Origin of the sequence: Streptomyces tailanensis (assembly GCF_008386495.1) — a bacterium.
Classification (GTDB): Bacteria; Actinomycetota; Actinomycetes; order Streptomycetales; family Streptomycetaceae; genus Streptomyces; species Streptomyces tailanensis.
The window spans coordinates 161,307-186,612 of record NZ_VTHJ01000006.1 but is presented as its reverse complement, the minus strand read 5'-3'; the positions used below and the strand labels follow the sequence as shown (position 1 = coordinate 186,612).

Here is a 25,306-nt window from a genome sequence, read left to right as displayed (position 1 = left end):
CGAACGAGATCTCCATGCCTCCCACGATAGTGCGGCGCCCGCCGATGGCGAGGCGTACGAGCCCGGGGACAGCCCGGGGTGAGGATCTCGTCGAGCCGCTCCAGCGGGGGCCGGTGCCGCCTCCGTCGAGGAAACCCGGTTCGTGAGGGACGCGCGACATGGTGGAAGGGCTTTCACGTGGTGGGCGTCACGGAAGCGACGCGGGCCGATGCGTACGCTGCAGGGAAGCAGCCCTTGACCTGTAAAAGCGGGCAGGGAGCCGAAAACCGGGAGTACGTCCATGCTGCGCACCATGTTCAAGTCCAAGATCCACCGCGCCACCGTCACCCAGGCCGACCTGCACTACGTCGGGTCCGTGACCATCGACGCCGACCTGCTCGACGCCGCCGATCTGCTGCCCGGCGAGCTCGTGCACATCGTCGACATCACCAACGGGGCCCGCCTGGAGACGTACGTCATCGAGGGTGAGCGCGGCTCGGGGGTCATCGGTATCAACGGTGCGGCGGCCCATCTCGTCCATCCCGGAGACCTGGTGATCATCATCAGTTACGCCCAGGTCTCCGACGCCGAGGCCCGTATTCTGGAGCCCAGGGTCGTGCACGTGGACCGCGACAACCGGATCGTGTCCCTGGGCGCGGACCCGTCCGAGCCGGTACCGGGCTCGGACCAGCGACGCAGCCCACAGGCCGTCACGGTCTGACCCGAACGGGTGAGTGCCCGTGCGGGCCACGGGTACTCGTGGCACAAGTCCATGGCCGACGTATCCACTGGCTGGAGGACACCATGACCCACCCAGACCCGGACCCCGTGAAGCCCGGCCCCACCCCCGGTCCGGGCCCCGGACGCCCGGAACCCTTCCCACCACCACCCCCCAACCCCGTCCCGGAACCGGACCCCATCCCCAAGCCCCCGGGCCCTGACCCGGTCCCGGGAGAACCAGAGCCAAAGCCGCTCTCGTAGCGAGACGGCACATCTGACAAACAACGGCCCGGCGTGCACTTCTCCACGCCGGACCGCTGCAGCGCCCCTTATGGGGCGCGGGGTTGTATCAATCTGCGGCTCCGCCGCGTGGGCGCGACCAGCCGCGACCTACCCGCAGCCGCGAGCGATCCCGCAGTCCCCCCACCTCAGGCGCCAACCTCAGACCGATCCTGCCCCCACAACGTGTGGAACGACCCCTCCCGGTCAACCCTCCGATACGTGTGCGCCCCGAAGAAGTCCCGCTGCCCCTGCGTAAGCGCCGCAGGCAACCGCTCCGCACGCAGCGCGTCGTAGTACGCCAGCGCCGCCGCGAAGCCGGGCGTCGGCACGCCCTGCCGCGTCGCGGCGACCAGCACCTCGCGCCAGTCGTCCTGCGCCGCCGCGATCTCCTGCGCGAACGTGTCGTCGGAGAGCAGGCTCGGCAGATCCGGCCGCGCGTCGTACGCGGCCCGGATCCGGTCGAGGAAGGCCGCCCGGATGATGCAGCCGCCCCGCCAGATCGAGGCGACCTTGCCGAGGTCGATGTCCCAGTCGTACTCGTCACGGGCCGCGTCGATCTCGTGGAAGCCCTGCGTGTACGACACGATCTTCGACGCGTACAGCGCCTGCTCGACCCGGTCGGCGAAGGCCCCGGCCTCGGCCGCGCTCAGCGGCGTCGCCTTCGGACCGGCCAGCGACCGCGAGGCGTCCCGCAGCGAGGCGTGGCCGGACAGCGAGCGCGCGAAGACGGCCTCGGCGATACCGGACACCGGAACACCCAGGTCCAGCGCGATCTGCACGGTCCAGCGCCCCGTGCCCTTCTGCTCCGCCTGGTCGACGACCACGTCCACGAACGGCTTCCCGGTCGCCGCGTCCACATGCGCCAGCACCTCGGCCGTGATCTCGATCAGGTAGGAGTCGAGACGGCCGGTGTTCCAGGTACGGAAGATCTCCGCGATCTGCGCGGGGGAGTATCCGGCCACATCGCGCAGCAACTGGTACGCCTCGCCGATCAGCTGCATGTCGGCGTACTCGATGCCGTTGTGGACCATCTTCACGAAGTGCCCGGCACCGTCGGGACCGACGTGCGTGACGCACGGCGCCCCGTCGGCGGCCTTCGCCGAGATCTTCTCCAGCATCGGGCCGAGGGAGTCGTACGACTCGGCCGGGCCGCCGGGCATGATGCTGGGCCCGTTGAGCGCGCCCTCCTCGCCGCCGGAGATGCCCGCGCCGACGAAGTGGATGCCCTGCTCGCGCAGCGCGGCCTCACGGCGCCGGGTGTCGGCGAAGTGCGCGTTGCCGCCGTCGATGATCATGTCGCCGGGCTCCAGGAGCGGCGCGAACTCCTCGATCACCGCGTCCGTCGGACCGCCCGCCTTCACCATGACGACCAGCCGCCGGGGCCGCTCCAGCGCCTGCACGAACTCCTTGGCGGTCTCGGCCGCGATGAAGTCGCCCTCGTGCCCGTGCTCCTGCATCAGGGCGTGCGTCTTCGCAGGGGTGCGGTTGTGCACGGCGACCGTATAGCCGTTGCGCGCGAAGTTGCGGGCGAGGTTGCTCCCCATGACCGCGAGGCCCGTGACGCCGATCTGGGCTGAAGTGCTCATTCGCTTGGCTCCTATGGATCCTGGAATCAGTGGTGCCGGTTGATCCGGATAAACCTGGTAAACCTGGTGAAGCGGTGGTGCCGGTAGGTCCTGATATCGGTAACGCCGTCAACGCTCGCCAGTATTGCCCCTCCGGTCATCCTGACGTGCGGCGGGCCCCGATCGCACTGCGCGGCCTGCCGGGCTTGAGTACGCGGGAAGGGCCCCACCTGCCTCAATGGGGCGCGTAACCGCGTCATTTGTGCGCCGTCCCCGGTCACTCGTGCGCCGGACGAGGGCACTTACGCGCCGGATCAGGTCGCTTACACGCCACTCGTGGGGTTGGAGCGGCTGAATTTTCGTCTTGTCATGGCCGGTTCGCGGCGCTTACTTTTGCGGCCCATGGCGTATGCGAGGGGGCTTCTCGATGGCCGTACGCGGTCGGCACCGCCGGTACCAGCCGAACAGGATCAACCGCGCCTCACTCACGGTCACGGCCGGCGGTGCGGGGATGGCACTCCCGCTGATCGCCACCGGCACCGCGGAGGCCGCCGACGTCGAGACCTGGGACAAGGTCGCGGCCTGCGAGTCCACCAACGACTGGAACATCAACACCGGCAACGGATACTACGGCGGCCTCCAGTTCAGCCAGTCCACCTGGGAGGCCTACGGCGGCACCGCCTACGCGCCCCGCGCCGACCTTGCCACCAAAGAACAGCAGATCGCCATCGCCGAGAAGGTCCTCGACGGTCAGGGCCCCGGCGCCTGGCCCACCTGCTCGGTCCGCGCGGGCCTCACCAAGGACAGCGGTTCGACACGCACGATCGAGGACGTCAAACCACAGACCACGCCCCAGTCACAGGCGGGCAAGGTCGAGATGTACACGGTTGTCCGGGGCGACACCCTCTCCGAGGTCGCCGACTCCCGCGAGGTGAAGGGCGGTTGGCGCGGGCTCTACGAAGCCAACCGCAAGACCATCGGCTCCGACCCGGACCTGATAGTTCCAGGACAGCGGCTGAGCCTCCGCCCGACGGCCCCCGGCACGGACAGGTCCGACGAGCGGAAAGAACAGCGAAAAGAACAGAAGCAGGATCAGAAGAAGGACCAGCAGAAGAAGCAGAAGAAAGACCAGAAACAGGAGCAGAAGCAGGAGCGGCAGGATAAGCGGGCCGACCGGCAGCAGCAGTCCGGTTCCTTCGTCGCCCCTGTGAGCGCCTCCCTCGGCACGCCCTACCGTGCCTCCGGTTCCTCCTGGTCGAAGGGCTACCACACGGGTGTCGACTTCCCTCTGCCGACCGGCAGCGCCGTGAAGTCCGTTGCGGCGGGCGAGGTCGTCACCTCCGGCTGGGGCGGCTCCTTCGGCTACCAGGTGGTGATCCGGCACTCCGACGGCCGCTACACGCAGTACGCCCATCTGTCGGCGATCTCGGTGAAGGCCGGCCAGAGCGTGAGTGCGGGCCAGCGCATCGGCCGGTCCGGGAACACGGGCAACAGCACGGGCCCGCATCTGCACTTCGAAGTGCGGACGGGGCCCGGCTTCGGCAGCGATATCGATCCGATCGCCTATCTGAGGGCGGGAGGGGTACGGATCTGACGCGCCGCCGCGGGAGGCCCGGAACCGGGGGAACCGGGCCTCCGGCTCAGGATTTGACGCGGTCGTGATGCCGGTCGAGCGGCGACTTCGGCACGTACAGCTCGCCGTAGGACGGCCGCGGCGGTACCTGTTCCCCGTACGAGCCCCGCAGGAACGGGGCGGGTACGACCACGGGCCTGTCGAGGTCGAGGTCGATCGCGTCGTCGGCGGCCGTGGCAGCCGCGGGTTGCTGCGGAAGCGCCGCGAGCAGCTCCTGGATGGCGAGGGACTCCCGATCGCCGACCGTGATGCCGCCGACCGTGACGTCGCCGTCGACCCGCCCGTCCCGTACCTCGTCCACCTCGGCGTCGAGCCGCTCGGTGGTCAGCAGGATCAGACCGCCCGCCGCGACGATCCCGCAGCCCAACGCGAGCACGGTGCCGGTCGTGCCGTAGCGGAACGTCTCGCCGAACATCGTGATGCCGACCGCGGCCGCCACCACCGGGTTCACCACGGTCAGGGTGGCCAGCGGGGCCGCGAGGCCGCCGCTCCGGTAGGAGGCCTGGGACAGCAGCAGACCGGCCGTGGCGAAGACACCTATGACCGCCAGGGTCGGCAGGCCGGAGAGCGCGATGCCGTTCGTCCAGTCGACGGCGACCGTCTTCGTGAACACCGAGGACATGCCGAACGCGACACCGGACGCGACCGCCAGCAGGATGCTCCGCGTCGCCGGGTGCCGGTGCGCCGCGCGGGCCGCCGTCATCAGCGCCGCCACCGCGCCACCGCTGACCACGGCCACCAGCACCCGCTGGGCCGCGTCGAGGGACTGCACATCGGCCGAGCCGACCAGGGCGAGCAGACCCGCGAGACCCACCGTCGCCATGATCGCGCCCCGCCACGCCGTCGCCCCGGCCCTGCGGCCCACGAAGAGCGCCGCCATGGGCAGGGCGAAGACGATGGTCAGCGCGCCCAGCGGCTGCACCAGGCTCAGCGGGCCGAAAGCCAAGGCCACCACGTGCAGCAGCCCACCGAGGCCGTTCAACCCGACCGCGGCCCACCAGCCCGGTCGGCGCAGCGGCGCGTAGGACTGAGCGGGGGAGGACACCGCGACCCGCTCCTGCACGATCGCGCCACCCGCGTACGCGACGGCGGACACGAACGACAGCAGCACGGACAACGCGAGGGCGCTCATGAGCGGCTCCTCTGCGAGGCGCGGACCCCCTGGGTCCGGCGTGGTGAACGATCGGCTTCCATGGCGAACACGATGCCGCGCGAACGTGTTCCCGTCGTCGTCCCTGAGCACTCATTGAGTCCTACTGCCGATGGAGTACGACGGGCCCCGCGTAATACCCAAGGTGGGCGACACGGAGTGCAGCCCACCATGACAACCGCCCCGACAGCACCTGGTACTACTCGACCTCGTGGACCACGACCCCGGACTCACCGGCCTCACGACCCTCGGCGGCTTCTTCGTCCTACGCACGGGAGAACCGCCGAACGGCCCGCTCCCCACCCTCGCCGAGGCCTACGCGGCACGGGATACCGATGAGAAAGACGAGAAGAAGGAGGTTTACGCGAATCCCGTAATTTTCCGTGTCCGGGATGTCGCCCGTCGTGTGCGTGCCCCCGAGCCACGCGTCGCCGCTTCCATCGCCCATCTCGGCTTCGCGGCCCGCCTCTGGTCCATCGCCCTCGGCGCCGCCGCGCTGTACAACCGTGTACCCGACCTCGACTCACGCCTGCTGCGCTGGGACGCGGCCGCGAGCGCCCCCGACGAGCTGTGGCTGACGGAGGTACGGAGCCTGCCCGCCGACCGGATCGGCGAGGTCGTACGGGACGGCCATCTCGTCCCCCTCGCGGCGGCCCTGCGCGCTCAACTGCCCGTCTCCGCTCACCTGCTGTGGGGCAACGCGGCCTCCGCGCTCATGGGCGCCGTACGCCAGCTCGACCGATGGGGGCACACCAACGGCCGTACGGAGGTGGGGAGTCGGGCCCGCGCCCTCGCCGCCGAGCTGCTCGCCCACCCCGACCTCTCCGGCACGCTCGACCCGGTCACGTACCGCCGCCGCAGCTGCTGCCTCTACTACCGGCTGCCCGGCGGCGGTCTGTGCGGCGACTGCTGCTTCGACCACCCACCCGCTACCGCCCGCCCCACCCGGCACCGCCCACCCGGCCGCACCTGACTGCCGTTCAACATCGCTGCGGGGCAATCGCGGTCTTCCCCAACTGCCCCATGTGGGTGACCATGAGGGAACCAGCCACTGAGCAAGGGGGTTCCGGGTGCGAGTCGGCCTGTTGACCCGGGAGTATCCGCCGGACGTCTACGGTGGCGCGGGCGTCCATGTCGAGTTCCTCGCCCATGAGTTGAGGTCCCTCGTCGAGCTGGACGTGCACTGCTGGGGGGAGGGGGCCACGGGCGGCGTCGTACGCCACCGGCCCTGGTCCGCGCTCGACAGCGCCAACGACGCGCTGCGCACCTTCTCCGTGGATCTCTCCATCGCCGCCGGACTCGAAGGCCGCGAACTCGTCCACTCGCACACCTGGTACGCCAATCTCGCCGGCCACTTCGGCAAGCTGCTGCACGGCATCCCGCATGTGATGACCGCCCACTCGCTGGAGCCGTTGCGTCCCTGGAAGGCCGAGCAACTGGGCGGCGGATACGCCCTGTCCAGCTGGGCCGAGCGCACCGCCATCGAGTCCGCCGACGCGGTGATCGCCGTCTCCGGCGCCATGCGCGACGACATCCTCGGCTGCTACCCGGCCCTGGACCCGGACAAGGTGCGCGTCGTGCACAACGGCATCGACACCTCCCTCTACAGGCCGGACCACGGCACGGACGTCCTCGACCGGATCGGCCTCGACGCCGGACGCCCGTACGTCCTGTTCGTCGGCCGCATCACCCGCCAGAAGGGCGTGCCCCATCTGCTGAGGGCCGTACGGGACATCGACCCGGCCGTGCAGGTGGTGCTGTGCGCGGGCGCGCCGGACACCCCGGAGATCGACCGGGAGTTCCGCGATCTCTTCGAGGAGCTGAGCCGCGTACGCGAGGGCCTGTACTGGATCCCGCAGATGCTGCCGCGCCCGGACGTCATCCAACTCCTCACGCACGCCGCCGTGTTCGTCTGCCCGTCGGTGTACGAGCCGCTGGGCATCGTCAACCTGGAGGCCATGGCGTGCGGTACGGCCGTGGTGGCCTCGCGGGTCGGCGGCATCCCGGAGGTCGTGGAGGACGGCGTGACGGGACTCCTGGTGTCGACGGAGGACGACTTCGAAGCTCAGCTGGCCCGCACCCTCGACTCGGTGCTCGCCGACCCCGCCACCGCCGCCCGCATGGGAGAGGCCGGACGGGAGCGCGCGGTGCGGGAGTTCGGCTGGGACGCGGTGGCCCGGCGCACGGTCCGGCTGTACGAGGAAGTCCTCAAACAGGGGTAGGCACAGCGGTGTCAAGGACAGGGCACGGCACGACCGGGCTCAGAGGGGCGGCGGCATGCGGCGCGGTGGACCTTCGGTGCTGGGAATCGTACTGGCGGGCGGTGAGGGCAAGCGGCTGATGCCCTTGACCGCCGACCGCGCGAAACCCGCGGTGACCTTCGGCGGAACGTATCGCCTGGTGGACTTCGTACTCTCCAATCTCGTCAACGCGGACATCCTGCGCATCTGCGTCCTCACGCAGTACAAGTCGCACTCGCTGGACCGGCACATCACCACGACCTGGCGGATGTCGAGCCTGCTCGGCAACTACGTCACCCCCGTCCCGGCCCAGCAGCGGCTCGGCCCGCGCTGGTATCTGGGCAGTGCGGACGCGCTCCTGCAGTCCCTGAACCTGGTCCACGACGAGCAGCCCGACTATGTGGCGGTCTTCGGTGCCGACCATGTCTACCGCATGGACCCCCGCCAGATGCTGGCCCAGCACATCGAGGGCGGCGCGGGCGTGACGGTCGCCGGGATACGGGTGCCGCGCACGGAGTCCTCCTCCTTCGGCGTCATCACCCCCGGCTCCGACGGCCGGGTCGTCGAGCGCTTCCTGGAGAAACCGGCCGACCCGCCGGGCCTCGTCGACGACCCCGAGACCGTGTTCGCCTCCATGGGCAACTACATCTTCACCGCCAAGGCCCTGATCGAGGCGTTGCAGCGGGACGCCGAGGACGAGGACTCCGTGCACGACATGGGCGGCTCGATCCTGCCCCAGCTCACCGACCGCGGCGAGGCCCAGCTGTACGACTTCAGCGCCAACCACGTGCCCGGCGACACCACCCGCGACCGGGGCTACTGGCGTGACGTCGGCACCCTCGACGCGTACTACGACGCCCACATGGACCTCATCGCCGAGCGCCCCGCCTTCAATCTCTTCAACCGCAGCTGGCCCATCTACACCAGCTCCGGACAGCTCTCCCCGGCCCGCTTCAACGCGGGCGGCATGGCCAGCGAGTCGATCATCAGCGCGGGCTGTCTGATACGCGGCCAGGTGACGAGGTCCGTCCTCTCCCCGGGCGTGGTCGTCGATCCCGGCGCGGTCGTCCAGGGCTCGGTCCTCCACGACAACGTCCACATCGGCCGGGGCGCGGTCGTCCGTGGCGCCGTCCTCGACAAGAACGTCCAGGTGCCCCCGGGCGCCACCATCGGCGTCAACCCGGAGCGCGACGCCGAGCTGTACACGGTCTCCAAGGGCGGAGTGATCGCCCTGGGCAAGGGCCAGCGGGTCCCGTAGCCGACTCGGCCCGATGACCCCTTGACCGCCCGGCCGGATCGCCCGGCCCGGTCGCCCGGACTGGTCCTTCAGAGTGTCAGAGTGACCGTGTCGACCACAGATGCCCCACGAGTCCCGCCTTTTCACCGAGGCGGGACTTAATCTGTTGTTAACTGTGCGTAGCTTGATCGTACTTGACCGTAATCGGGCAATGGCGATTGACTACTGACTCACCCATCGTCGACGCGAGGCAAGCCATTGACTTCTGACCTGCTCGCACCACTCGACCTGGCGTTCTGGAACATCGAGTCCGCCGACCACCCGATGCACCTGGCCGCCCTCGGCGTCTTCACGGCGAACTCGCCCACCGCGGGCGCCGACGCCGCCGACCTGCTCGCCGCCAGGGCCGCCGCGGTGCCCGGGCTGCGGATGAGGATCCGGGACGTGTGGTTCCCGGACGTACGGCTGCCCCTGGCCTTCGGCGGCGCGACCCGTGAGCCGGTCGTGGACTTCGAGCCCTTCGACCACGTACGGCTGCACGCGCCGACCGCCGACTTCCACGCGGTGGCCGGGCGGCTGATGGAGCGCCCGCTGGAGCGCGGTCGGCCGCCGTGGGAGGCACATGTCCTGCCGGGGCAGGACGGCACCTCCTTCGCCGTGCTGTTCAAGTTCCACCACGCCCTGGCCGACGGGCTGCGGGCGCTGACGCTCGCCGCCGCCGTCATGGACCCGATCGACATGCCCGCGCCCCGGCCGCGCCCGGTGGAGCCATCCCGGGGACTCATCGGCGAGGTGCGCAACCTGCCGTCCCTCGTCCGGGGCACGCTCTCCGACCTCGGCCGCGCCCTCGACATCGGCGCCGCCGTCGCCCGTACGACGCTGGGTGCCCGGTCCTCGGCGGCGCTCACCTCCGAGCCGAGCGGTACCCGCCGCACCGTCGGTGTGGCCCTGGACCTCGACGACGTGCACCGGATCCGCAAGACCGTCGGCGGCACCGTCAACGACGTCCTCATCGCCGTCGTCGCCGGCGCGCTGCGGCGCTGGCTCGACGAGCGCGGGGACGGCAGCGACGGGGTCGCGCCCCGGGCCCTCATCCCCGTCTCCAAGCGCCGACCCCGCACCGCGCACCCTCAGGGCAACCGGCTCTCCGGCTATCTGATGAAACTCCCCGTCGACGATCCCGACCCGCTGGGCCGCCTGCGCACGGTCCGTACGGCGATGGACCGCAACAAGGACGCCGGGCCCAACCGGGGTGCCGGCGCGGTGGCCCTCCTGGCCGACCACGTCCCGCCCCTCGGCCACCGCCTGGGCGGGCCCTTGGTGAGCCAGGCCGCCCGACTCTGGTTCGACATCCTCGTCACCAGCGTCCCCCTCCCCAGCCTCGGCCTCCACCTCGGCGGCTGCCCCCTCACCGAGGTCTACCCCCTCGCTCCGCTGGCGTACGGCCAGTCCCTCGCCGTAGCCGTCTCGACGTATCGCGGCCGCGTGCACTACGGCCTGGTCGCCGACGGGGAGGCAGTCCCGGACCTCGAACTCCTGGGCAAGGCGCTCTCCCAGGAGGCGGAGGCCCTCCTGACAGCCTGCGCCCCCTGACCACCGGGGTGAAACCCGGTTTTTGGTGCCCAGGCCCGCCGCTCCGTAGAATTCCGCGTTCGAACAGCACACACGGCCCCCGCGCCGCAGGCGACCCCAAGGAACGGCAGCACGATGACGGTGACAGAAGACGGGCAGGCGACCTCCGCCACGGCCGAGGCGTCGTACGGCCGGGGCATCGACCCCGACCGACTCGCCGTCTGCCTCAGCGTGCTCGAGGAGCTCGACGAGCTGGACGTCGACCACCCCGACGCGATCACGGTACGCCGCGCCACAGCCGGCATCTACCGCACCGTGAAGCAGCGCCGCCGCCAGGAACGCCGCGCCGCCAAGACCGCGAACGACAAGGCGGTCACCGAGGCCACCGCCACCGGCTCCGCCCAGCGCATCGACGACGAGACCGAGGGCATCCTGCCGTCGTCCGTGACCGAGGCCGGCCGCATCGCGGGGATACTCCAGCGCCCCCGCTCCTGCTACGTCTGCAAGACCCGCTACGTCGAGGTCGACTACTTCTACCACCAGCTCTGCCAGGACTGCGCCGCGGAGAACCGCGCCCGCCGCGATGCCCGCGCCGACCTCACGGGCAAGCGCGCCCTGCTCACCGGCGGCCGCGCCAAGATCGGCATGTACATCGCGCTGCGGCTGCTTCGCGACGGCGCGCACACCACGATCACCACGCGGTTCCCGAAGGACGCCATCCGCCGTTTCAAGGCCATGGACGACTCGGCGGACTGGATCCACCGCCTGGAGGTCGTCGGCATCGACCTGCGCGACCCGGCCCAGGCGGTGGCCCTGGCCGACCAGCTCACCGAGCAGGGCCCGCTCGACATCCTGATCAACAACGCGACCCAGACCGTGCGCCGTCTGCCCTCCGCGTACGCCGCGCTCGTCGAGGGCGAGAGCGCCCCGCTGCCGGCCGGTGAACTCCCCGCCCACCACGTCATCGGCGCCTTCGGTTCCGGCGCCGTCGACGGCCTCGCCGCGCTCCCCCTCGGCAGCAGCGGACTCGACGCGCAGAAGGTCGCCGACCTCGCCCTGGTCGCGGGCAACGCGAGCGTCGCCAAGCACCTCGACGGCACCGCCATCGACGCGGGCGGACTGGTCCCCGACGTCGTCGACAGCAACACCTGGGTGCAGTCCATCGAGCAGATCTCCCCGGTGGAGCTCCTTGAGACCCAGCTGTGCAACTACACGGCGCCGTTCATCCTGATCAGTAAGCTGCGTTCGGCGATGGCCGACGCCGCGTGCAAGGCGCCCAGCAAGCGCGCGTACGTCGTCAACGTCTCGGCGATGGAAGGGGTGTTCAGCCGCGGCTACAAGGGCGCGGGCCACCCGAACACCAACGCCGCGAAGGCCGCCATGAACATGGTCACGCGGACCAGCGCGCAGGAGATGTTCGACACCGACGGCATCCTGATGACCTCCGTCGACACCGGCTGGATCACCGACGAGCGCCCGCACTACGACAAGCTGCGCCTGGCCGAGGCCGGCTTCCACGCCCCGCTCGACCTCGTCGACGGCGCGGCCCGCGTCTACGACCCCATCGTCCGCGGCGAACAGGGCGAGGACCTCTACGGCGTCTTCATGAAGGACTACCTGCCCGGCAAGTGGTGAAGGCAGGCCGGGGCGCCGGGGTGCTGTGCGGGGCTTTCAAAGCACCCTCTACGCCCGCACCCGGCCCGCCCGCCCGGCGGCCCGCTCCGCCACCAGCTCCAGCACCGTGCGCCAGTCCTCCAGGACCCCGGCGTCGACCCCGGGGCACCGGCCCGCCTCGTCCGCCTGTCGTAGTGTCAGCACGTCCTCGACGAGCGCGGCGTCGACCCAGCCGCCCGCGTGCCGCCGTACGAGGTCGTCGGGGCCGAGGGCGGACAGGCGGATGAGACGGGCGACCCGCTCGCCCAGTAGCGGCCGAACCGCGTCGGCTGCCAGGTCCGCGTGCCCGGTGTCGTCGCCCGGCCGCAGCAGCTGCCCGATGGCGTGCACCAGACCGGCCACCTGGAGCTCCTTGTCGGCGGGCCGCCCCCGGCGCAGCAGCGCGGCGGTCTGCAGCGCGTGCTCGTGCGGATCGACCGAGGCGCCCGAAGGGCGGCCCGGAGCGCCCCGGCGGCCGTCCGAGCCTTCCGGGCCGCCCCGGCAGGCGTGCAGCAGATCCATCAGCTCCTCGACGCTGCGCAGCTCCATGCGTCGGTCCTCCCGAGTCCGCCCACGAGAAATGCCGTTGCGGTACATCACCAGATCATGGTCGGCTTGCGATTCGGCCAACAGGACCTGAACTGCGTGCCGAGGGCAGCGATCCGATGGTTCGCGGGTCGGGCGCGCAGTTCGAGCACTGCGCCGAACGGGTGGTGTAAACGTAACAAGAACGGGCGAAATGCCATACGGTCGAGCCTGATGTGAGCGGAAAGACTCCAGTCGGTTACCTCTTGTTTTCAGCCCCATCGAGCGGGCACCCGCTCATTTGGTTACTCTGTACTGGACGGACAGCTTGATATGGGTCCCACCCACACCCACGGTCCGTCCCGGGACAAGCCGGTCACCACGGCCTGCTCCGCCCAAGCGATACGGCGCCACCGCGTCCGAACTGACATCGACTCAGACCCGAGCGGACGTCAGGCGCACAGCGGCAGGCTGGAGCCGACGTCCCGAGGGTGACCGACACATAAGGAGTGCGCGGTGACACCGGAGAAGACGAATCGCGATCAGCGCCCCAAGGAACGCACGGAGCGCGGCGGCCGTTCGGAGAAGGAACTCGGCAGTCTGGACGTGTGGGCCAGGTCCGCACCCATCCGCCTGGCGGGCTACGAGGACGACCTCGCCGAGCCCCACATCCTGCCCAGCGTGGACTGACCGGATTCCCGGTCGTCACCGTCGTGATCGTCGTCTGCATGGGCGTGCCAGACTCACGCCCATGCAGATCAGAGAAGCCACCGCCGAGGACTGGCCGCGGATCTGGCCCTTCTGGCACCGCGCCGAAGACGACCACGGACCGTAGTCGCCTCCGCCTACCTCACCGTTCCTCTGGGCTGAGCGGGAGTGAGCCCCGTTCAGCCGCACGCCCCGAACGGTCTTGGGCGCACTGATCCCCGGCGTACTCGACCCCGGGGCGGCGACATGGATCCTGTCCGTGGTCCTGGCCCGGGAGGCCGGTTCTCTGCGCGACCTGGCCAGGTGGGTGCGGCCAGAGGCGACGGGGAGGCCCTGAGCCATCACTCCGGTGGAGCAGGGGCCTCGCACGCTGGCACCGCACCCGGCGTCCCAGATCGCACAGCAACGCTAACCCGGTCGGCCCAGTGCACCGCAAGCCCGGAAGCCGACCATCACACGATCGAGCTAAAGCGGCCTTATGCGTATTAACCGATCGGCGCCGTCCGCTGCCACGGACGCAGAATCTCCAACTGCCGTGCCAGCCCCAGCAGTTCCAGCTCGGCACCCGGGCGGCCCACCAACTGCACCGCGCAGGGCGCGCCCGACGGGAGCGTGCCGAACGGCACCGAGAGCGCCGGCCAACCCGTCAGGTTCCACGGCGGTGTCAGCGGCGAGTAGTTGGTGTTCACCAGCAGATTGCGCAGCCACCCCCGCTCGTGCCAGTTCGCGGCCGCGGGCCCTCGCCGGGCGAGCGCGGGGGTGAGCAGCACCTCGTGCTCGGCGAAGAACGGCTCCATGCGGCGGCGCAACCGCTCCCGGCGCTCGCCCTTGCGGACCCCCTCCACGAAGCGGCGCCCCACGGCCGCGTGCACACGGGTCCGCCGGGTGAGCAGCCGGGGATCGAGGCCCTCGGCGTCCACCGCGGTGCCCGCCGTCCAGTGCGCCAGCGACGTCGTGCCCAGCCAGACGGGGTACGGCGGATCGGCGGGCCGGACCTGATGCCCGGCCCCGGCGAGCAGGTCGGCCGCCCGGCGCGCGGCATCGGCGTACGGCCGGGAGACGGTCACGCCGACCAGGGGGCTGCGCACGGAGAGGGCGATGCGGCGGGGGGACGGGGGCCCGGACGGCCGGGTGATCTCCGTACCCGCCAGCACCTGGAACATCAGCCGGGCGTCCTCGACGGTCGTCGCGAGCGGCCCGTTCTCCGACATGCCGAACCAGTCGCCGTGCCCGATGTCCGCCGGGACGACCCCGAAGCCGGGCTTGAGGCCCACCAGACCGCAGTTGGCGGCCGGTATGCGCAGCGAGCCCATCCCGTCGTTGCCGAGTGCGATCGGCACCAGCCCGGCGGCGACCGCGGCCGCGCTGCCGCCCGACGAACCGCCGGTCGTGCGCGAGGGGTCCCACGGGTTGCGGGCGGTGCCGTGCACCCCGTCCGTGGTGCCGAAGACACACAGCTCCGGCACGTTCGTCAGGCCCACGACCACCGCGCCCGCCGCCCGCAGCCGGGCCACCGTGACGTGATCGTCCCCGGCCGGGGTGTCCGGCGTCGCGGCGGACCCGTTCCGGGTGGCCTCACCGTGTACGGCGAGGTTGTCCTTGACCGCCACCGGCACGCCCGCCAGGGGGAGTTCGGCCAGGTCGGACCGGTTGCCCACCTCGTCGGCCTCGGCCAGGGCCGCCTCCGCCCGCACCTTGCGGAACGCCCCGATCCGCCCGTCCAGCGCCTCGATCCGCGCGAGATGCTCCGCCACCACCGCACGCGGCGTGACCCGCTTCTCTTGTACGGCGGTGGCGATCTCGGCGGCGGTCCGGCCGACCCAGCTGGTCACGGGCGCTCCCTGTCGATGTCGTGTGCGTCGATCAGGACGCGACGGAGGTGTACCCGCGAGTAACGGTCGAGTACAGAGGAGCACTGTGCCCTGTGCGACGGCGCCACGTCGAGAGGCCGCCGTGAAGAAAGCCGCCCTTGAGGACAGCCGGCCCGGGTTCTACGACCGCCCCGCGGCCGCCGTGGCCAACCGGCTCGGCGGCATGAACTCCCGTACGTACGTCCGCTCCCAGCACGCACCCGTCTCCCGCAACTCCCGCCAGGTCGTGTAGCGGTAGCGGAAGAGCCGGGCGCGGACGAAGCGGGGCGGGGCGTCGGCGGGGAAGGGCGAGCGGCGCAGCAGCCGGAGCGTGTCGGAGTCGTTCTCCAGGAGGCGCTCCACCAGGGCCCCGAACCAGGGCGCGGCGTAGGCGGGGGAGAGCCCCGCGAACCACATCAGCCAGTCCAGCCGCAGATGGTACGGAGCGAACTGGCGCGGCCAGTGCCATAGATCACCCGGTTTGCCCTTGAACTCGTACTCCAGCCAGTGCGAGTCCTCGCGCGGCGCGTCGTCCGCCGTCCCCTCGACGACCACCTCGTACCGCACCCGGCTGACACTGCCGAACGCCCCGTAGGTGTTGACCAGGTGCAGCGGGTCGAACGAACGGTTCATGACCTGCCGGCGGGAGATCATGTTGCGGACCGGGTGATAGCTGAGCCAGAGGACCAGCGCGGCGACCGCGAGCACCACGACCTCGTACCAGCGGGACGCGTCGGGGACGTCCGGTGCGCCGGTCCCGAAGTCGACGGCGGACAGGGCCACCACGATCGTGATCCAGTTCAGCCAGGCGAAGTTGCCCGACAGCACCAGCCACAGCTGGGTCAGGATCATCAGCGAGGCGGCGGCCGTCGCGATCGGCTGCGGGGTGAACAGCAGGACCGGGACGACGAGTTGGGTGACGTGGTTGGCGGCCACCTCGACCCGGTGGAACGGCCTCGGGAGATGGTGGAAGAACCAGCTCAGCGGGCCCGGCATCGGCTGGGTCTCGTGGTGGTAGTCCAGGCAGGTCAGCTTCCGCCAGCACGCGTCGCCGCGCATCTTGATCAGCCCGGCGCCGAACTCCACCCGGAACAGCACCCAGCGCAGCAGGAACAGCACCACGATCGGCGGCGCCACCTCGGCGTTGCCCAGGAACACGGCCAGGAAACCGACCTCCAGGAGCAGGGACTCCCAGCCGAACGAGTACCAGGTCTGACCCACGTTCACGATCGACAGGTACATCACCCACGGCACCAGCCACAGCAGCATCCCGGCCCACAGCGGAAGCCACGAGTCCAGCCCCGCCACCAGCGCCAGCGACACCGCGCAGCCCGCCCAGGCCCACGCCGCGAAGAAACGGTCCGAGTAGTGGAAGTGGAACACGCTCGGCGAGTGCCGGAACGGAACCCGCTCGACGAAGCGGGGGATCGGCAGCATGCCGCGCTCCCCGAGCAGTGCCCGGAACTGCAGGGCGGCCCCCAGAAAGGCGACCAGGTAGATCACGGCCAAGGCCCGCTGGAAGAGCAGTCGGCTCAGCCAGTAGTCGGGTGCGGTGAACCACTCCATGGCTCTCGCGCTCCTGGAAAATGCGAGCCGGTAAGGGGGCTGTACCCACCATAGTGAGCGGATTGGCGTGTACCCCTCCACTCGAAGAACGCGTACCCTCCACTCGAAGAATCGGTCGAATGCTGGCAAAGTGGCCCCATGGTTGATCGGGGAGCGAGCGAGTCGGCAGTGCCCGACGACTGGCTCGCCCACCCGGACCCGGTCCTGGCGCTCAACCTGATGGGCAGCTTCGACTGGGACCTCGACGCCGGTGTGATGCATCTGGACGCCACGGCCCACGAGATCTTCGACGTACGCCCCGAGGAATACGACGGCGACCCCGAGAGCCTGTCGATGCGGGTACCCCCGATGGAGGGCCGCAGACTCGACACCCTGGTCTCCCAGGCCCTCAAGGACGGCAGCGAGAACTACGGCGCCTACTTCCGCATCCGCCTGCGCGACGGAACCCAGCGCTGGACCCACACCCAGGGCTACATCCGCCGCGACGGGACGGGCCGCCCCTACCGCGTCATCGGCATCGTCCGCGACGCCACCCGGGAACTGCGCGAACTCCGCGGCCGCACCGAGCAGGCCGCGCTGAACGAGGCCCGCCGCCGGCAGACCAACGTCGTGCAGGTCATCACCGCCGCCCTGGCCCACGCCCGCACCGTCCAGGACGTGATCGACGTCCTCGAAGACACCGACGGCCTCACCCACCTCGGGGCCACGAGCCTGGTCATGGGTCTGGTGGAGGCCGGCCGCATCCGCATGGTCGCCGCCGGCCCCCAGGACAGCTATGTGCCCGGCACCCGGATCACCCGCATCGACGTGAAGTACCCGATGAACGAGGTCGTACGCAGCCTCGTACCGCACTTCATCGAGTCACCGGAGGAGTTCGCGGAGTCGTATCCGCTGCTGTGGCCGCACATCACCGACCTCAAGATCACCTCGGCCGCGTATCTGCCGCTCATCGTCCAGGCCCGCCCCATCGGCGCCATGGGCCTGCTCTACAACGACCGGAGGGGCTTCACCGCGGAGGAACGCGACGTCCTCGTCGCCCTCGGCAGCGGCATCGCCCAGAGCCTGCAGCGGGCCATGTTCTACGAGCAGGAGAAGGACCTCGCCGAGGGCCTCCAGCAGGCCATGCTGCCCCGCACCATCCCCAGCATCCCGGGCGCCGACATCGCCGTCCGCTACCGTGCCGCGTCGTTCGGGGGCTCCCACGGCCGCGACATCGGCGGCGACTGGTACGATCTCATCCCGCTGCCCGGCGGACGGGTCGGCGCGGTCATCGGCGACGTCCAGGGCCACGACACGCACGCGGCGGCCGTCATGGGCCAGCTGCGCATCGTCCTCAAGGCCTACGCCACCGAGGGACACACCCCGGCCACCGTGATGGCCCGGGCCTCCGTCCTCCTCCACGACCTTGACACCGACCGCTTCGCGACCTGCCTCTACGCCGAGGCCGACCTCTCCACCGGAGTCGTCCAGGTCGTCCGGGCCGGACACATCGACCCCCTGATCCGGCACACCGACGGCACCTGCCACCGGGTCACCGTGGACGGGGGTCTGCCACTCGGCCTGTCCGCCGAGTTCGGCGGCCTGGAGTATCCGGTGACCGCCGTCGAGCTGGACCCCGGCCAGACGCTGCTGCTGTGCACCGACGGCCTCATCGAAGAGCCCGGCGCCGACCTCGACGACGGCATGCGGACCCTGCAGGCACTGATCGCCACCGGACCCGACGACGTCGACGACCTCGCCGACCGGCTGATCGACGTCGCCGAGGAACGCGGGGGCGACGACGACGTGGCCCTGCTCCTGCTGCGCCGCCGCAGCCGCGGCGCCGAGCAGCCCGGCGGGCGCCTGCGACAGCACGTCGGGCCCGGCGACCCCGAGGCGCTCACCGAGGCTCGCCACATGATCCGCGCGGCGGTCCGCAGCTGGGGGGTGCGGGACCGGGCCGACGAGATCGAGCTCGTCGCCGACGAGCTGATCACCAACGCCCTCATACACACGGAGGGCTCCGCGGTCGTCACCCTGCGGGCGCTGACCGGCCCCGACCGGCGCCTCCGGGTCGAGGTCGAGGACTCCTCCAGCGCGCTGCCCCGCCGCCGGGAGGCCGGGGAGTCGGGGGTTTCGGGGCGCGGGCTGCTGCTGGTCGACCGGTTGACGGATGTGTGGGGTGTGGAGGCGCGGGGTGGGGGCAAGTGCGTGTGGTGTGAGTTCGGGTGCGCTTGAGAGCTCGGGGGTTTCGGACGTCGGGCGGCTGCGGGTTGTGTGTGGTTGCTCGCGCAGTTCCCCGCGCCCCTTAAAAGCACGGGGTGCCCCCAGGTTTTCAGGGGCGCGGGGAACTGCGCGACCAGCCCCACCTACCCGCACTCACCCACTCACCACAGACACCCACCCCAGATGCACCGCCCAAGCGCCGCAGGCACATGGCACCCTGGGACTTATGCCGGAACTCCCTGAAGTCGAGGCACTGCGGGACTTCCTGGTCGAGAATCTGGTCGGCCACGAGGTCGTCCGGATACTGCCCGTGGCGATCAGCGTGCTGAAGACGTACGACCCGCCGGTCATCGCCTTCGAGGGGCGGCAGGTCACCGGCGTACGGCGGCACGGGAAGTTCCTGGACATCGAGGCGGACGACGGCGAGCTGCACCTCGTCACCCACCTGGCCCGCGCCGGCTGGCTGCATTGGCGGGACCGGCTCCCGGACGGTCCGCCCCGGCCGGGCGGCAAGAGCCCCCTCGCGCTGCGCGTCGCCCTGGAGACCGGCGAGGGCTTCGACCTCACCGAGGCCGGCACCCAGAAGAGGCTGGCGGTGTACGTCGTACGGAACCCGTCGGACGTCCCCGGCATCGCCCGACTCGGCCCCGACCCCCTCGCCGGCGACTTCGACGTGACCCGCTTCGCCGGGCTGCTCGCGGGGGAGCGGCGGCAGATCAAGGGGGCGCTGCGCGACCAGAGCCTGATCGCGGGGATCGGCAACGCGTACAGCGACGAGATCCTGCACACCGCGAGGATGTCGCCCTTCAAACTGGCCTCGTCGCTGAAACCGGAGGAGACCCGCCACCTCTACGGGGCGCTGCGCACCACGCTCACCGAAGCCGTCGAGCGTGCCCGGGGCCTGGCCGCCGGAAGGCTGAAGGCGGAGAAGAAGAGCGGCCTGCGCGTCCACGGCCGTACCGGCGAGCCCTGCCCGGTGTGCGGCGACACGATCCGCGAGGTCTCCTTCAGTGACTCCTCGCTGCAGTACTGCCCGACCTGCCAGACCGGCGGCAAGCCCCTCGACGACCGACGGATGTCACGACTGCTCAAGTAGCCAGGTATGGACTGGTCAGGTACGGACCAAGTCAACGCCAGGCCGGTGCCCTCAGCGTCACCAGAAGCTCGCCCTCCTGGCTGCGCACCTCGAAGTGGCTGATGTCCCCGCGCCGCATCGTGGTGCCGCCGTGCATGTCGGAGGCCTGGCCGCCGTCGGGGGACTTCCAGTTGGCGGCCGTCTCCTCGGAGCCGTCCTTGCCGACCACGACGAGCCGGCAGGCGTGGGCCCCCTCGGCCTCCTTGACGTTCAGCTCGATGTCACTGCCCCAGACCTGGTCCTCGGCCCTGACCTCGGCCCATACGCCCGTCTTGGCGTCGGTGGCGGCGACCGTGTCCGGCGGCTCCCCCGGCCCCGCGAGGACGGCGACCGCGGGCCCGCCCACGGCGATGACCACGGAGGCGGCCAGCCCGAACAGCCAGCGCCTGCGCCGGGCCCGCTGCCGGGCGGCGACCTCGTCGAGCAGCCGTCCGAGCAGCCGGGGACCGGGCGCCGCGAAGGGGTGCACGGCACGCGGGGTGGCGTTCCGGTACAGCATCAGCTGCCGGGCGGCGGGACGGAACTCGGTGACCTGTACCGCGCACTGGGGGCAGCCGCGGACATGGTCCTCGAAGTGGAAGGACTCCACCTCGTCCAGCACGCCCAACGAGTACGCGCCGACGTCGTGATGACGATCCTGGGACCACATGGCAATTCCTCGGGCCGGTGTGCGGTGGGGGTTGCTTCCTGCCCCCACCGGTACGGACCAGACCGGCGAATCACTCAAGCCCCATGACCATTGCCAACCAAAAGATTCGGAGCCGTACGTCATGCGGATTGGTCGAGGACCGAAAAAATTGGCCTGTCAATGCGCGAACAGGGGGTTTCGCGCCCAGGAAGACACGGGTAACCAGGTCGGCGGCAGGGGATCGCCCGGCCTGGACCCGGCCTAGAAGAGATGGATCGCCAGATGCCCGAGCGGCAGACCGAGCCGCCAGGCCGGTGTCCAAACCTTTGGGCCGTCGTCCTCACCGAGGACCGCACCACCGCCCGGCACCGCGTCCAGATCGGGTGCGAGCAGCTCGGTCTCCTCCAGCCAGCGCCAGGTCTCGGCCGCCAGTTCCAGGTCCGGTGACGGGCTGCCCCGCTCCAGCGCCTCGGCGGTGAAGTCGGCCATGCGCTCGCACACCCAGTCCTGCCACGGCTGGTCGTACGCCGTCAGCGACAGCCAGGTCTCCAGCTGGGTGACGACCCGGATGCCGGAGAGCTCACCGCCGGAGTCCGAGAGGAAGATGGTCAGTGCCAGGGCGTCCCGCCCCGCGCGGAACTCGAAGGACGTCGGCGGCATCAGGTCGCCGGTCCGCAGTAGTTCATCGGCGATGTACTCGGCGTAGAACCACGCCATGGGGACGGCCAGTTCGCCGCCACCGGCGCCGTCCGTGCTCTCTTGACCTCTGTGCAGCATCCCTTCCTGCCTTCCTCCGGTGCGTGCGCGTCGCCCGACCCCGGGCCCTCATCCCGAACACGGATAGAGACAGCTGATTGCTCAACCGGGGTTCTCAGCAAGGCGCTTTACGGAGGTTTGACTCGGCCTTCGGTTTCAGTGCAGGTCGGCCGCGTATCCCGGAAGCACCCGGCGGAGGGCGCGCAGCGCGTAGTACGCGCGGGACTTCACCGTACCGGGCGGGATGCCGAGGGCTTCGGCGGCTTCCGCCACACTCGCCCCCTGGAAGTACACCTGCACCAGTACTTCGCGGTGCTCGGGAGTGAGTGTCTTCACAGCCTCCCGCACATCGAGGGTCGCGACCGACCGCTCGGCGTGATCGGCCATCACTCGGGCGTTCTCCAGCACCGCGTCCCCCACCTCGGCGGGGCGCGCCTGCCGGGCCCGTCGCGCGTCTATGGCGAGCCGCCGCCCGACGGTGAGCAGCCAGGGGCGTACGGAGTCGAAGTCGTCGGCGCGCAGCGCCTCGGGGTGCTGCCAGGCACGCACAAGGGTTTCCTGCACGAGGTCCTCGGCGCGGTGCCGGTCCCCGTCGGAGAGCCGCAGCATCAGGGCGAAGAGGGGGCGGCCGTGTTCGCGCTGGAGCTCGGCCAGCTCGTGTTCGGCGGTCGTCCCGTTGGTGATCGTGGTTCCGGCCGTCATGGCCGTATGGGAACGCGAGCCGCTCCGCGGGGACAGAGGGCGGTCGCGGGTCTGCGGCGGGCGGTCAAACCTGTCGACGAACGGTGCGACGAACGGTCTGCCGGTGTTTCGGAGGCTCCGCCTCCGCACCCCCCCACCCACCTGCACCCGCGCGGGCTACGGCACCACCGTGACCGGCCAGCGTCCCGCCTTCACCAGCCGTACCGCCACCGAGCCGACGAAGCGGTGGCCCGCCTGTTCGGAGGCGCCCACCACGACCGCGTCCGCCTGGAGCTCGTCCGCCGCCTTCACCAGTCCGCTGTACGGGTCGCCGCGGAACGTGTGGAACTCCCAGCGCACCTCGAAGATGCCCTTCACCTGCTCGGCGGCCTCCCGGATCTCCGCGACGAGCTGCTCAGCGATCTCGTCCGTCGTCCCGGCCACCGGTACCCCGAGCGCCGCGCTCGCCGCCAGCACCGGCTGCACGTAGACGATGGCGAGCAGCGCGTGCTGCCGCCGGGCGAGGCCCGCGGCGTAGGCCACGGCGCGGAGGGAGGAGTCGGAGCCGTCCAGCCCGACGAGGATGACCTTGGGTCCGTCGGTGCCCCGTTCGAACTGGTGTGCTTGCTGATCGGTCACGGTGGCGAGGTTATCGGAGAAGTACTCCCATCGGGTGTTTTCGTGCCGCCACACCGGTGTCGTGGGGGTGCGCCGTCCCCACCTTGGTCGACTGATGAGTCATGACGAAGGATCAGATCTTCACACGGCGCCGGCTGCTGATCGGTGGCGCCGCTCTGCTGGGCGCGGCCGGTGTCGCGGGCACCACCGCTTCGCTCATCGGCGACGGGGCCTCCGGCACCACCGCCCCGCCCGCCGCCCCGGCCGCCGGTCCGGCGGCCGACAGCGCGCTCCCGCCCTCCGCCTACCGCCTCCGGCCCATCGCCGGATACGGCGGCGGCCCGCGGCGCCGTAAGCTCGTCCGCCCCCTGGTCCGGCGCAAGCCGTTCCTGCGCGTGAACGGGCGGGGCCGGACCATCGTGCTGACCTTCGACGACGGCCCCGACCCGCGCTACACCCCGGACATCCTGCGCATCCTCCGCCACTACGACGTCCGCGCGATGTTCTTCGTGTGCGGCGAGATGGTGGCCCAGTACGGGGACCTGCTGCGGGAGATGGCCTACGACGGCCATGTCGTCGGTAACCACACCTGGTCCCACCCGCTGCTCACCAAGCTCCCCCGGCGCAGGATCTACGCGGAGATGGCCCGCACCAGCGAGATCATCGACGAGGCGTACGGCGAACCGCCGTTGTGGTTCCGCGCACCGTACGGCGCCTGGAACCGGGCCGCCTTCCAGTTCGGCGCCGAACTCAACATGGAACCCCTGGCCTGGTCCGTGGACACGCTCGACTGGCGCGCCCCGGCCGCCGACACCATCGTCGAGCGGGTGGCGAACGACGCGGCGCCCGGTGTCGTCGTGCTCTCCCACGACGGGGGCGGCGACCGCTCGCAGAGCGTACGGGCGCTGCGCGACTATCTGCCCGCACTGCTGGACTCGGGTTACCGGATCACCGTGCCCCAACGGAAATACGCATAACGGTGGGCATTCGCCCGCCCGGCCGGGGAACGCTCAGCGAACCTCGACCAGGCGGGCGAAAACGACGACGTTGCCGTCGTAGCCGTTCTGCTTCGAGAAACCTCCTCCGCAGGTGATGACCCGCAACTCGGGAATTCCGCTGTTTCCGTAGACGCGGTCGCCGGGGAAGTTGTTCTTCTCGAATACCTCGATTCCGTAGATCTCGAACACGGCGGTCTTCGCGTCCCCGCGCTGGATCTCGACCCGGCTGCCCTTCTTGAGCGCCCCGAGTCCGTAGAACACCGCGGGCCCCTGATCGTTGTCGACATGCCCCACGATCACGGCCGTGCCCTGCTCGCCGGGGGAGACCGCGCCGGTGAACCAGCCCGCGAGGTTCGGGTCCTGGGCGGGCGGCGCGTCGACCCAGCCCTGGGGGTCCAGACCGACGGGCACGGCCGGGGCGTCGACCTGGATCGAGGGGATCCGCACCCGTTCGACCATGGCGTACGGCAGCGGATCGGGCACATTGGTGAAGGTGCCGCGGGGCGTGGTGCGGCTGTCGGCGGCCGCCGCCGACGCGGGCTGCGGCGGGCCCACGTCGAACTCCCCCGAACCGTTGCGAATGAGAGCGAGACCGGTCAGCAGGACCAGCGCTATCACGCCCCACGGCGCACGCTTCCGCTGCCGCGCCTCCTCTTCGGCCCAGGCCGGTTCGGACGAATACATTCGCCATCCCCTCTCGACGCGGCCGTCGCCGCGTCCATCGCGCAATACGACAGAAAATAAGCTTGCCGCACGATTACGGCGACGGGTCAGGTACGAACGGGTGGCGGCGAGGCGGAGTTGTACGCCATTCGTGTTGCCGGGCCCAGGAATTTTCTGACAGTCCGTGACCTGCGGCGATATCCGGTCATGCGGAGATATCACGGCGTGTCGGCTCACCAGGACGGACCATCGCCGAAATGCGCCCCCGTACAAGGCAACTGAGGGTTTTGCTGGGAGGCGCTTCTCGCCGATCGACCGGGGACCGTTCCCGGGGCGTCTTCCGCGGAGGATCACATGCGTACTACTCATGCCCTGGCGGCCTCGGCCGCCGCGGTCGCCCTGGTCGGCATCGCCGCCCCGACGGCCACCGCCTGGGAGCAACCGACCTCGGTCGTGGCCACCCCCAACGCCGTCGCCCGCGGCGGGCAGATCGTGCTCACCGTCAGCGGCGGCAACGCCTGCGCGACGATGGGCAGCACGATCAGCTCGAACGCCTTCCCCACCACCAATCTCAGGTCCCGCGACGGCAGGACCGCGACGGCGACGGTGCGGATCAACGCCAACGCCAACCCCGGGGCGTACGACGTCTTCACCCACTGCGAAGGCCAGCGCAAGAAGTTCGAGGACGTCTTCACCGTCATCGGCGGAGTCCGCGGCGGTCTCGGCGGCAGCAGCTCCACCGGGGCCACGCCGACCGACATCGCCATCGGCGGCGGGCTGGTCGCCGCCGCGCTCATCGGCGGTGGCCTGTTCTGGATGCGCCGCCGCTCGGAGAACAAGATCTGAGGCGTGCGCTCCGCACGGGGGACCGGCATGCGTAGGGCCGGGGGACGGGCCCGGCGTGGCGCCCGTCCCCCGGCCCTACGGCGAGACTGCCGGGCC

General features: G+C 70.7%; 22 protein-coding genes. 12 read left to right on the top strand and 10 right to left on the bottom strand.

Translation table 11 applies throughout. The features are described 5' to 3' along the window. Window positions 1-280: 280 nt before the first annotated feature. Complete coding sequence (gene panD / locus F3T56_RS07595) at window positions 281-700, top strand: aspartate 1-decarboxylase (RefSeq protein WP_149823919.1); 420 nt, start codon at window positions 281-283, stop codon at window positions 698-700. Between the two features lie 427 nt (window positions 701-1,127). On the opposite strand, the gene gndA is transcribed toward panD, so the two are convergent. After that, window positions 1,128-2,567 (bottom strand): NADP-dependent phosphogluconate dehydrogenase, encoded by a 1,440-nt coding sequence (gene gndA, locus F3T56_RS07590; protein ID WP_149823918.1) that lies wholly within the window; start codon window positions 2,565-2,567, stop codon window positions 1,128-1,130. A 406-nt stretch (window positions 2,568-2,973) separates the two neighbouring features. Between gndA and F3T56_RS07585 the strand changes: the two genes are divergently transcribed. Then, window positions 2,974-4,140: a transglycosylase family protein gene (locus F3T56_RS07585; protein WP_149823917.1), complete on the top strand. Its 1,167-nt coding sequence runs from the start codon at window positions 2,974-2,976 to the stop codon at window positions 4,138-4,140. 46 nt (window positions 4,141-4,186) lie between these two features. On the opposite strand, the gene F3T56_RS07580 is transcribed toward F3T56_RS07585, so the two are convergent. Next, on the bottom strand, window positions 4,187-5,311 hold the full coding sequence (locus F3T56_RS07580) for a DMT family transporter (RefSeq protein WP_172638843.1): 1,125 nt from the start codon (window positions 5,309-5,311) through the stop codon (window positions 4,187-4,189). Between the two features lie 229 nt (window positions 5,312-5,540). Here F3T56_RS07580 and F3T56_RS07575 point away from each other — a divergent pair, with 229 nt between their 5' ends. From F3T56_RS07575 to F3T56_RS07555, 5 genes are all read left to right on the top strand, one after another. Next, window positions 5,541-6,302 carry a (2Fe-2S)-binding protein gene (locus F3T56_RS07575; protein WP_149823915.1) on the top strand — a complete coding sequence of 254 codons (762 nt, stop codon included), beginning with the start codon at window positions 5,541-5,543 and terminating at the stop codon, window positions 6,300-6,302. Between the two features lie 97 nt (window positions 6,303-6,399). Beyond that, window positions 6,400-7,551, top strand: a complete 1,152-nt coding sequence (glgA, locus tag F3T56_RS07570) for a glycogen synthase (RefSeq protein ID WP_149823914.1) — start codon at window positions 6,400-6,402, stop codon at window positions 7,549-7,551. A 55-nt stretch (window positions 7,552-7,606) separates the two neighbouring features. After that, the gene (gene glgC / locus F3T56_RS07565) at window positions 7,607-8,827 is read left to right on the top strand and encodes a glucose-1-phosphate adenylyltransferase (RefSeq protein WP_149823913.1); all 1,221 of its coding nucleotides are present in this window, start codon (window positions 7,607-7,609) and stop codon (window positions 8,825-8,827) included. Window positions 8,828-9,064: 237 nt separating this feature from the next. Then, entirely contained in the window at window positions 9,065-10,399 is a 1,335-nt protein-coding gene (locus F3T56_RS07560) for a wax ester/triacylglycerol synthase family O-acyltransferase (protein WP_149823912.1), read from the top strand. Window positions 10,400-10,513: 114 nt separating this feature from the next. Then, the gene (locus tag F3T56_RS07555) at window positions 10,514-12,013 is read left to right on the top strand and encodes an SDR family NAD(P)-dependent oxidoreductase (protein ID WP_149823911.1); all 1,500 of its coding nucleotides are present in this window, start codon (window positions 10,514-10,516) and stop codon (window positions 12,011-12,013) included. Between the two features lie 48 nt (window positions 12,014-12,061). Here the strand turns inward: F3T56_RS07555 and F3T56_RS07550 are convergent, their stop codons facing one another. After that, window positions 12,062-12,580, bottom strand: coding sequence for a hypothetical protein (locus F3T56_RS07550; RefSeq protein ID WP_149823910.1), 519 nt, complete (start codon window positions 12,578-12,580; stop codon window positions 12,062-12,064). A gap of 492 nt (window positions 12,581-13,072) precedes the next feature. On the opposite strand from F3T56_RS07550, the gene F3T56_RS46050 reads away from it, so the two are divergent. After that, window positions 13,073-13,246: a hypothetical protein gene (locus tag F3T56_RS46050; RefSeq protein ID WP_172638842.1), complete on the top strand. Its 174-nt coding sequence runs from the start codon at window positions 13,073-13,075 to the stop codon at window positions 13,244-13,246. Window positions 13,247-13,749: 503 nt separating this feature from the next. Here F3T56_RS46050 and F3T56_RS07540 read toward each other — a convergent pair. Beyond that, complete coding sequence (locus F3T56_RS07540; RefSeq protein WP_149823909.1) at window positions 13,750-15,096, bottom strand: amidase; 1,347 nt, start codon at window positions 15,094-15,096, stop codon at window positions 13,750-13,752. 159 nt (window positions 15,097-15,255) lie between these two features. After that, window positions 15,256-16,680 (bottom strand): lipase maturation factor family protein, encoded by a 1,425-nt coding sequence (locus tag F3T56_RS07535; RefSeq protein ID WP_149823908.1) that lies wholly within the window; start codon window positions 16,678-16,680, stop codon window positions 15,256-15,258. 138 nt (window positions 16,681-16,818) lie between these two features. On the opposite strand from F3T56_RS07535, the gene F3T56_RS07530 reads away from it, so the two are divergent. Together F3T56_RS07530 and F3T56_RS07525 are read left to right on the top strand one after the other, a co-directional pair. Beyond that, window positions 16,819-18,897 carry a SpoIIE family protein phosphatase gene (locus F3T56_RS07530; RefSeq protein ID WP_149823907.1) on the top strand — a complete coding sequence of 693 codons (2,079 nt, stop codon included), beginning with the start codon at window positions 16,819-16,821 and terminating at the stop codon, window positions 18,895-18,897. Window positions 18,898-19,111: 214 nt separating this feature from the next. Then, the gene (locus tag F3T56_RS07525) at window positions 19,112-19,981 is read left to right on the top strand and encodes an Fpg/Nei family DNA glycosylase (protein WP_149823906.1); all 870 of its coding nucleotides are present in this window, start codon (window positions 19,112-19,114) and stop codon (window positions 19,979-19,981) included. 31 nt (window positions 19,982-20,012) lie between these two features. Here the strand turns inward: F3T56_RS07525 and F3T56_RS07520 are convergent, their stop codons facing one another. From F3T56_RS07520 to F3T56_RS07505, 4 genes are all read right to left on the bottom strand, one after another. Then, entirely contained in the window at window positions 20,013-20,669 is a 657-nt protein-coding gene (locus tag F3T56_RS07520; protein WP_149823905.1) for a hypothetical protein, read from the bottom strand. Window positions 20,670-20,909: 240 nt separating this feature from the next. Next, a complete protein-coding gene (locus F3T56_RS07515) occupies window positions 20,910-21,425 on the bottom strand; it encodes a hypothetical protein (RefSeq protein WP_149823904.1) in 516 nt (171 codons plus the stop codon). Window positions 21,426-21,560: 135 nt separating this feature from the next. Then, window positions 21,561-22,106 carry a sigma-70 family RNA polymerase sigma factor gene (locus F3T56_RS07510; protein WP_149823903.1) on the bottom strand — a complete coding sequence of 182 codons (546 nt, stop codon included), beginning with the start codon at window positions 22,104-22,106 and terminating at the stop codon, window positions 21,561-21,563. Window positions 22,107-22,262: 156 nt separating this feature from the next. Continuing rightward, entirely contained in the window at window positions 22,263-22,724 is a 462-nt protein-coding gene (locus F3T56_RS07505; protein ID WP_149823902.1) for a universal stress protein, read from the bottom strand. Between the two features lie 101 nt (window positions 22,725-22,825). On the opposite strand from F3T56_RS07505, the gene F3T56_RS07500 reads away from it, so the two are divergent. After that, window positions 22,826-23,680, top strand: a complete 855-nt coding sequence (locus F3T56_RS07500) for a polysaccharide deacetylase family protein (protein ID WP_149823901.1) — start codon at window positions 22,826-22,828, stop codon at window positions 23,678-23,680. A 33-nt stretch (window positions 23,681-23,713) separates the two neighbouring features. Here F3T56_RS07500 and F3T56_RS07495 read toward each other — a convergent pair whose 3' ends face one another. Next, window positions 23,714-24,385, bottom strand: a complete 672-nt coding sequence (locus tag F3T56_RS07495; protein WP_149823900.1) for a class F sortase — start codon at window positions 24,383-24,385, stop codon at window positions 23,714-23,716. Between the two features lie 333 nt (window positions 24,386-24,718). Here F3T56_RS07495 and F3T56_RS07490 point away from each other — a divergent pair, with 333 nt between their 5' ends. After that, window positions 24,719-25,210 (top strand): LPXTG cell wall anchor domain-containing protein, encoded by a 492-nt coding sequence (locus tag F3T56_RS07490; RefSeq protein WP_149823899.1) that lies wholly within the window; start codon window positions 24,719-24,721, stop codon window positions 25,208-25,210. Window positions 25,211-25,306: the final 96 nt, after the last annotated feature.

Coding starts and splice junctions, on each gene's coding strand:
- panD (WP_149823919.1), top strand. CDS start 281: ATGCTGCGCACCATGTTCAAGTCCAAGATCCACCGCGCCACCGTCACC.
- gndA (WP_149823918.1), bottom strand. CDS start 2,567: ATGAGCACTTCAGCCCAGATCGGCGTCACGGGCCTCGCGGTCATGGGG.
- F3T56_RS07585 (WP_149823917.1), top strand. CDS start 2,974: ATGGCCGTACGCGGTCGGCACCGCCGGTACCAGCCGAACAGGATCAAC.
- F3T56_RS07580 (WP_172638843.1), bottom strand. CDS start 5,311: ATGAGCGCCCTCGCGTTGTCCGTGCTGCTGTCGTTCGTGTCCGCCGTC.
- glgC (WP_149823913.1), top strand. CDS start 7,607: ATGCGGCGCGGTGGACCTTCGGTGCTGGGAATCGTACTGGCGGGCGGT.
- F3T56_RS07555 (WP_149823911.1), top strand. CDS start 10,514: ATGACGGTGACAGAAGACGGGCAGGCGACCTCCGCCACGGCCGAGGCG.
- F3T56_RS07550 (WP_149823910.1), bottom strand. CDS start 12,580: ATGGAGCTGCGCAGCGTCGAGGAGCTGATGGATCTGCTGCACGCCTGC.
- F3T56_RS07535 (WP_149823908.1), bottom strand. CDS start 16,680: ATGGAGTGGTTCACCGCACCCGACTACTGGCTGAGCCGACTGCTCTTC.
- F3T56_RS07530 (WP_149823907.1), top strand. CDS start 16,819: ATGGTTGATCGGGGAGCGAGCGAGTCGGCAGTGCCCGACGACTGGCTC.
- F3T56_RS07525 (WP_149823906.1), top strand. CDS start 19,112: ATGCCGGAACTCCCTGAAGTCGAGGCACTGCGGGACTTCCTGGTCGAG.
- F3T56_RS07520 (WP_149823905.1), bottom strand. CDS start 20,669: ATGTGGTCCCAGGATCGTCATCACGACGTCGGCGCGTACTCGTTGGGC.
- F3T56_RS07515 (WP_149823904.1), bottom strand. CDS start 21,425: ATGCTGCACAGAGGTCAAGAGAGCACGGACGGCGCCGGTGGCGGCGAA.
- F3T56_RS07510 (WP_149823903.1), bottom strand. CDS start 22,106: ATGACGGCCGGAACCACGATCACCAACGGGACGACCGCCGAACACGAG.
- F3T56_RS07500 (WP_149823901.1), top strand. CDS start 22,826: ATGACGAAGGATCAGATCTTCACACGGCGCCGGCTGCTGATCGGTGGC.
- F3T56_RS07495 (WP_149823900.1), bottom strand. CDS start 24,385: ATGTATTCGTCCGAACCGGCCTGGGCCGAAGAGGAGGCGCGGCAGCGG.
- F3T56_RS07490 (WP_149823899.1), top strand. CDS start 24,719: ATGCGTACTACTCATGCCCTGGCGGCCTCGGCCGCCGCGGTCGCCCTG.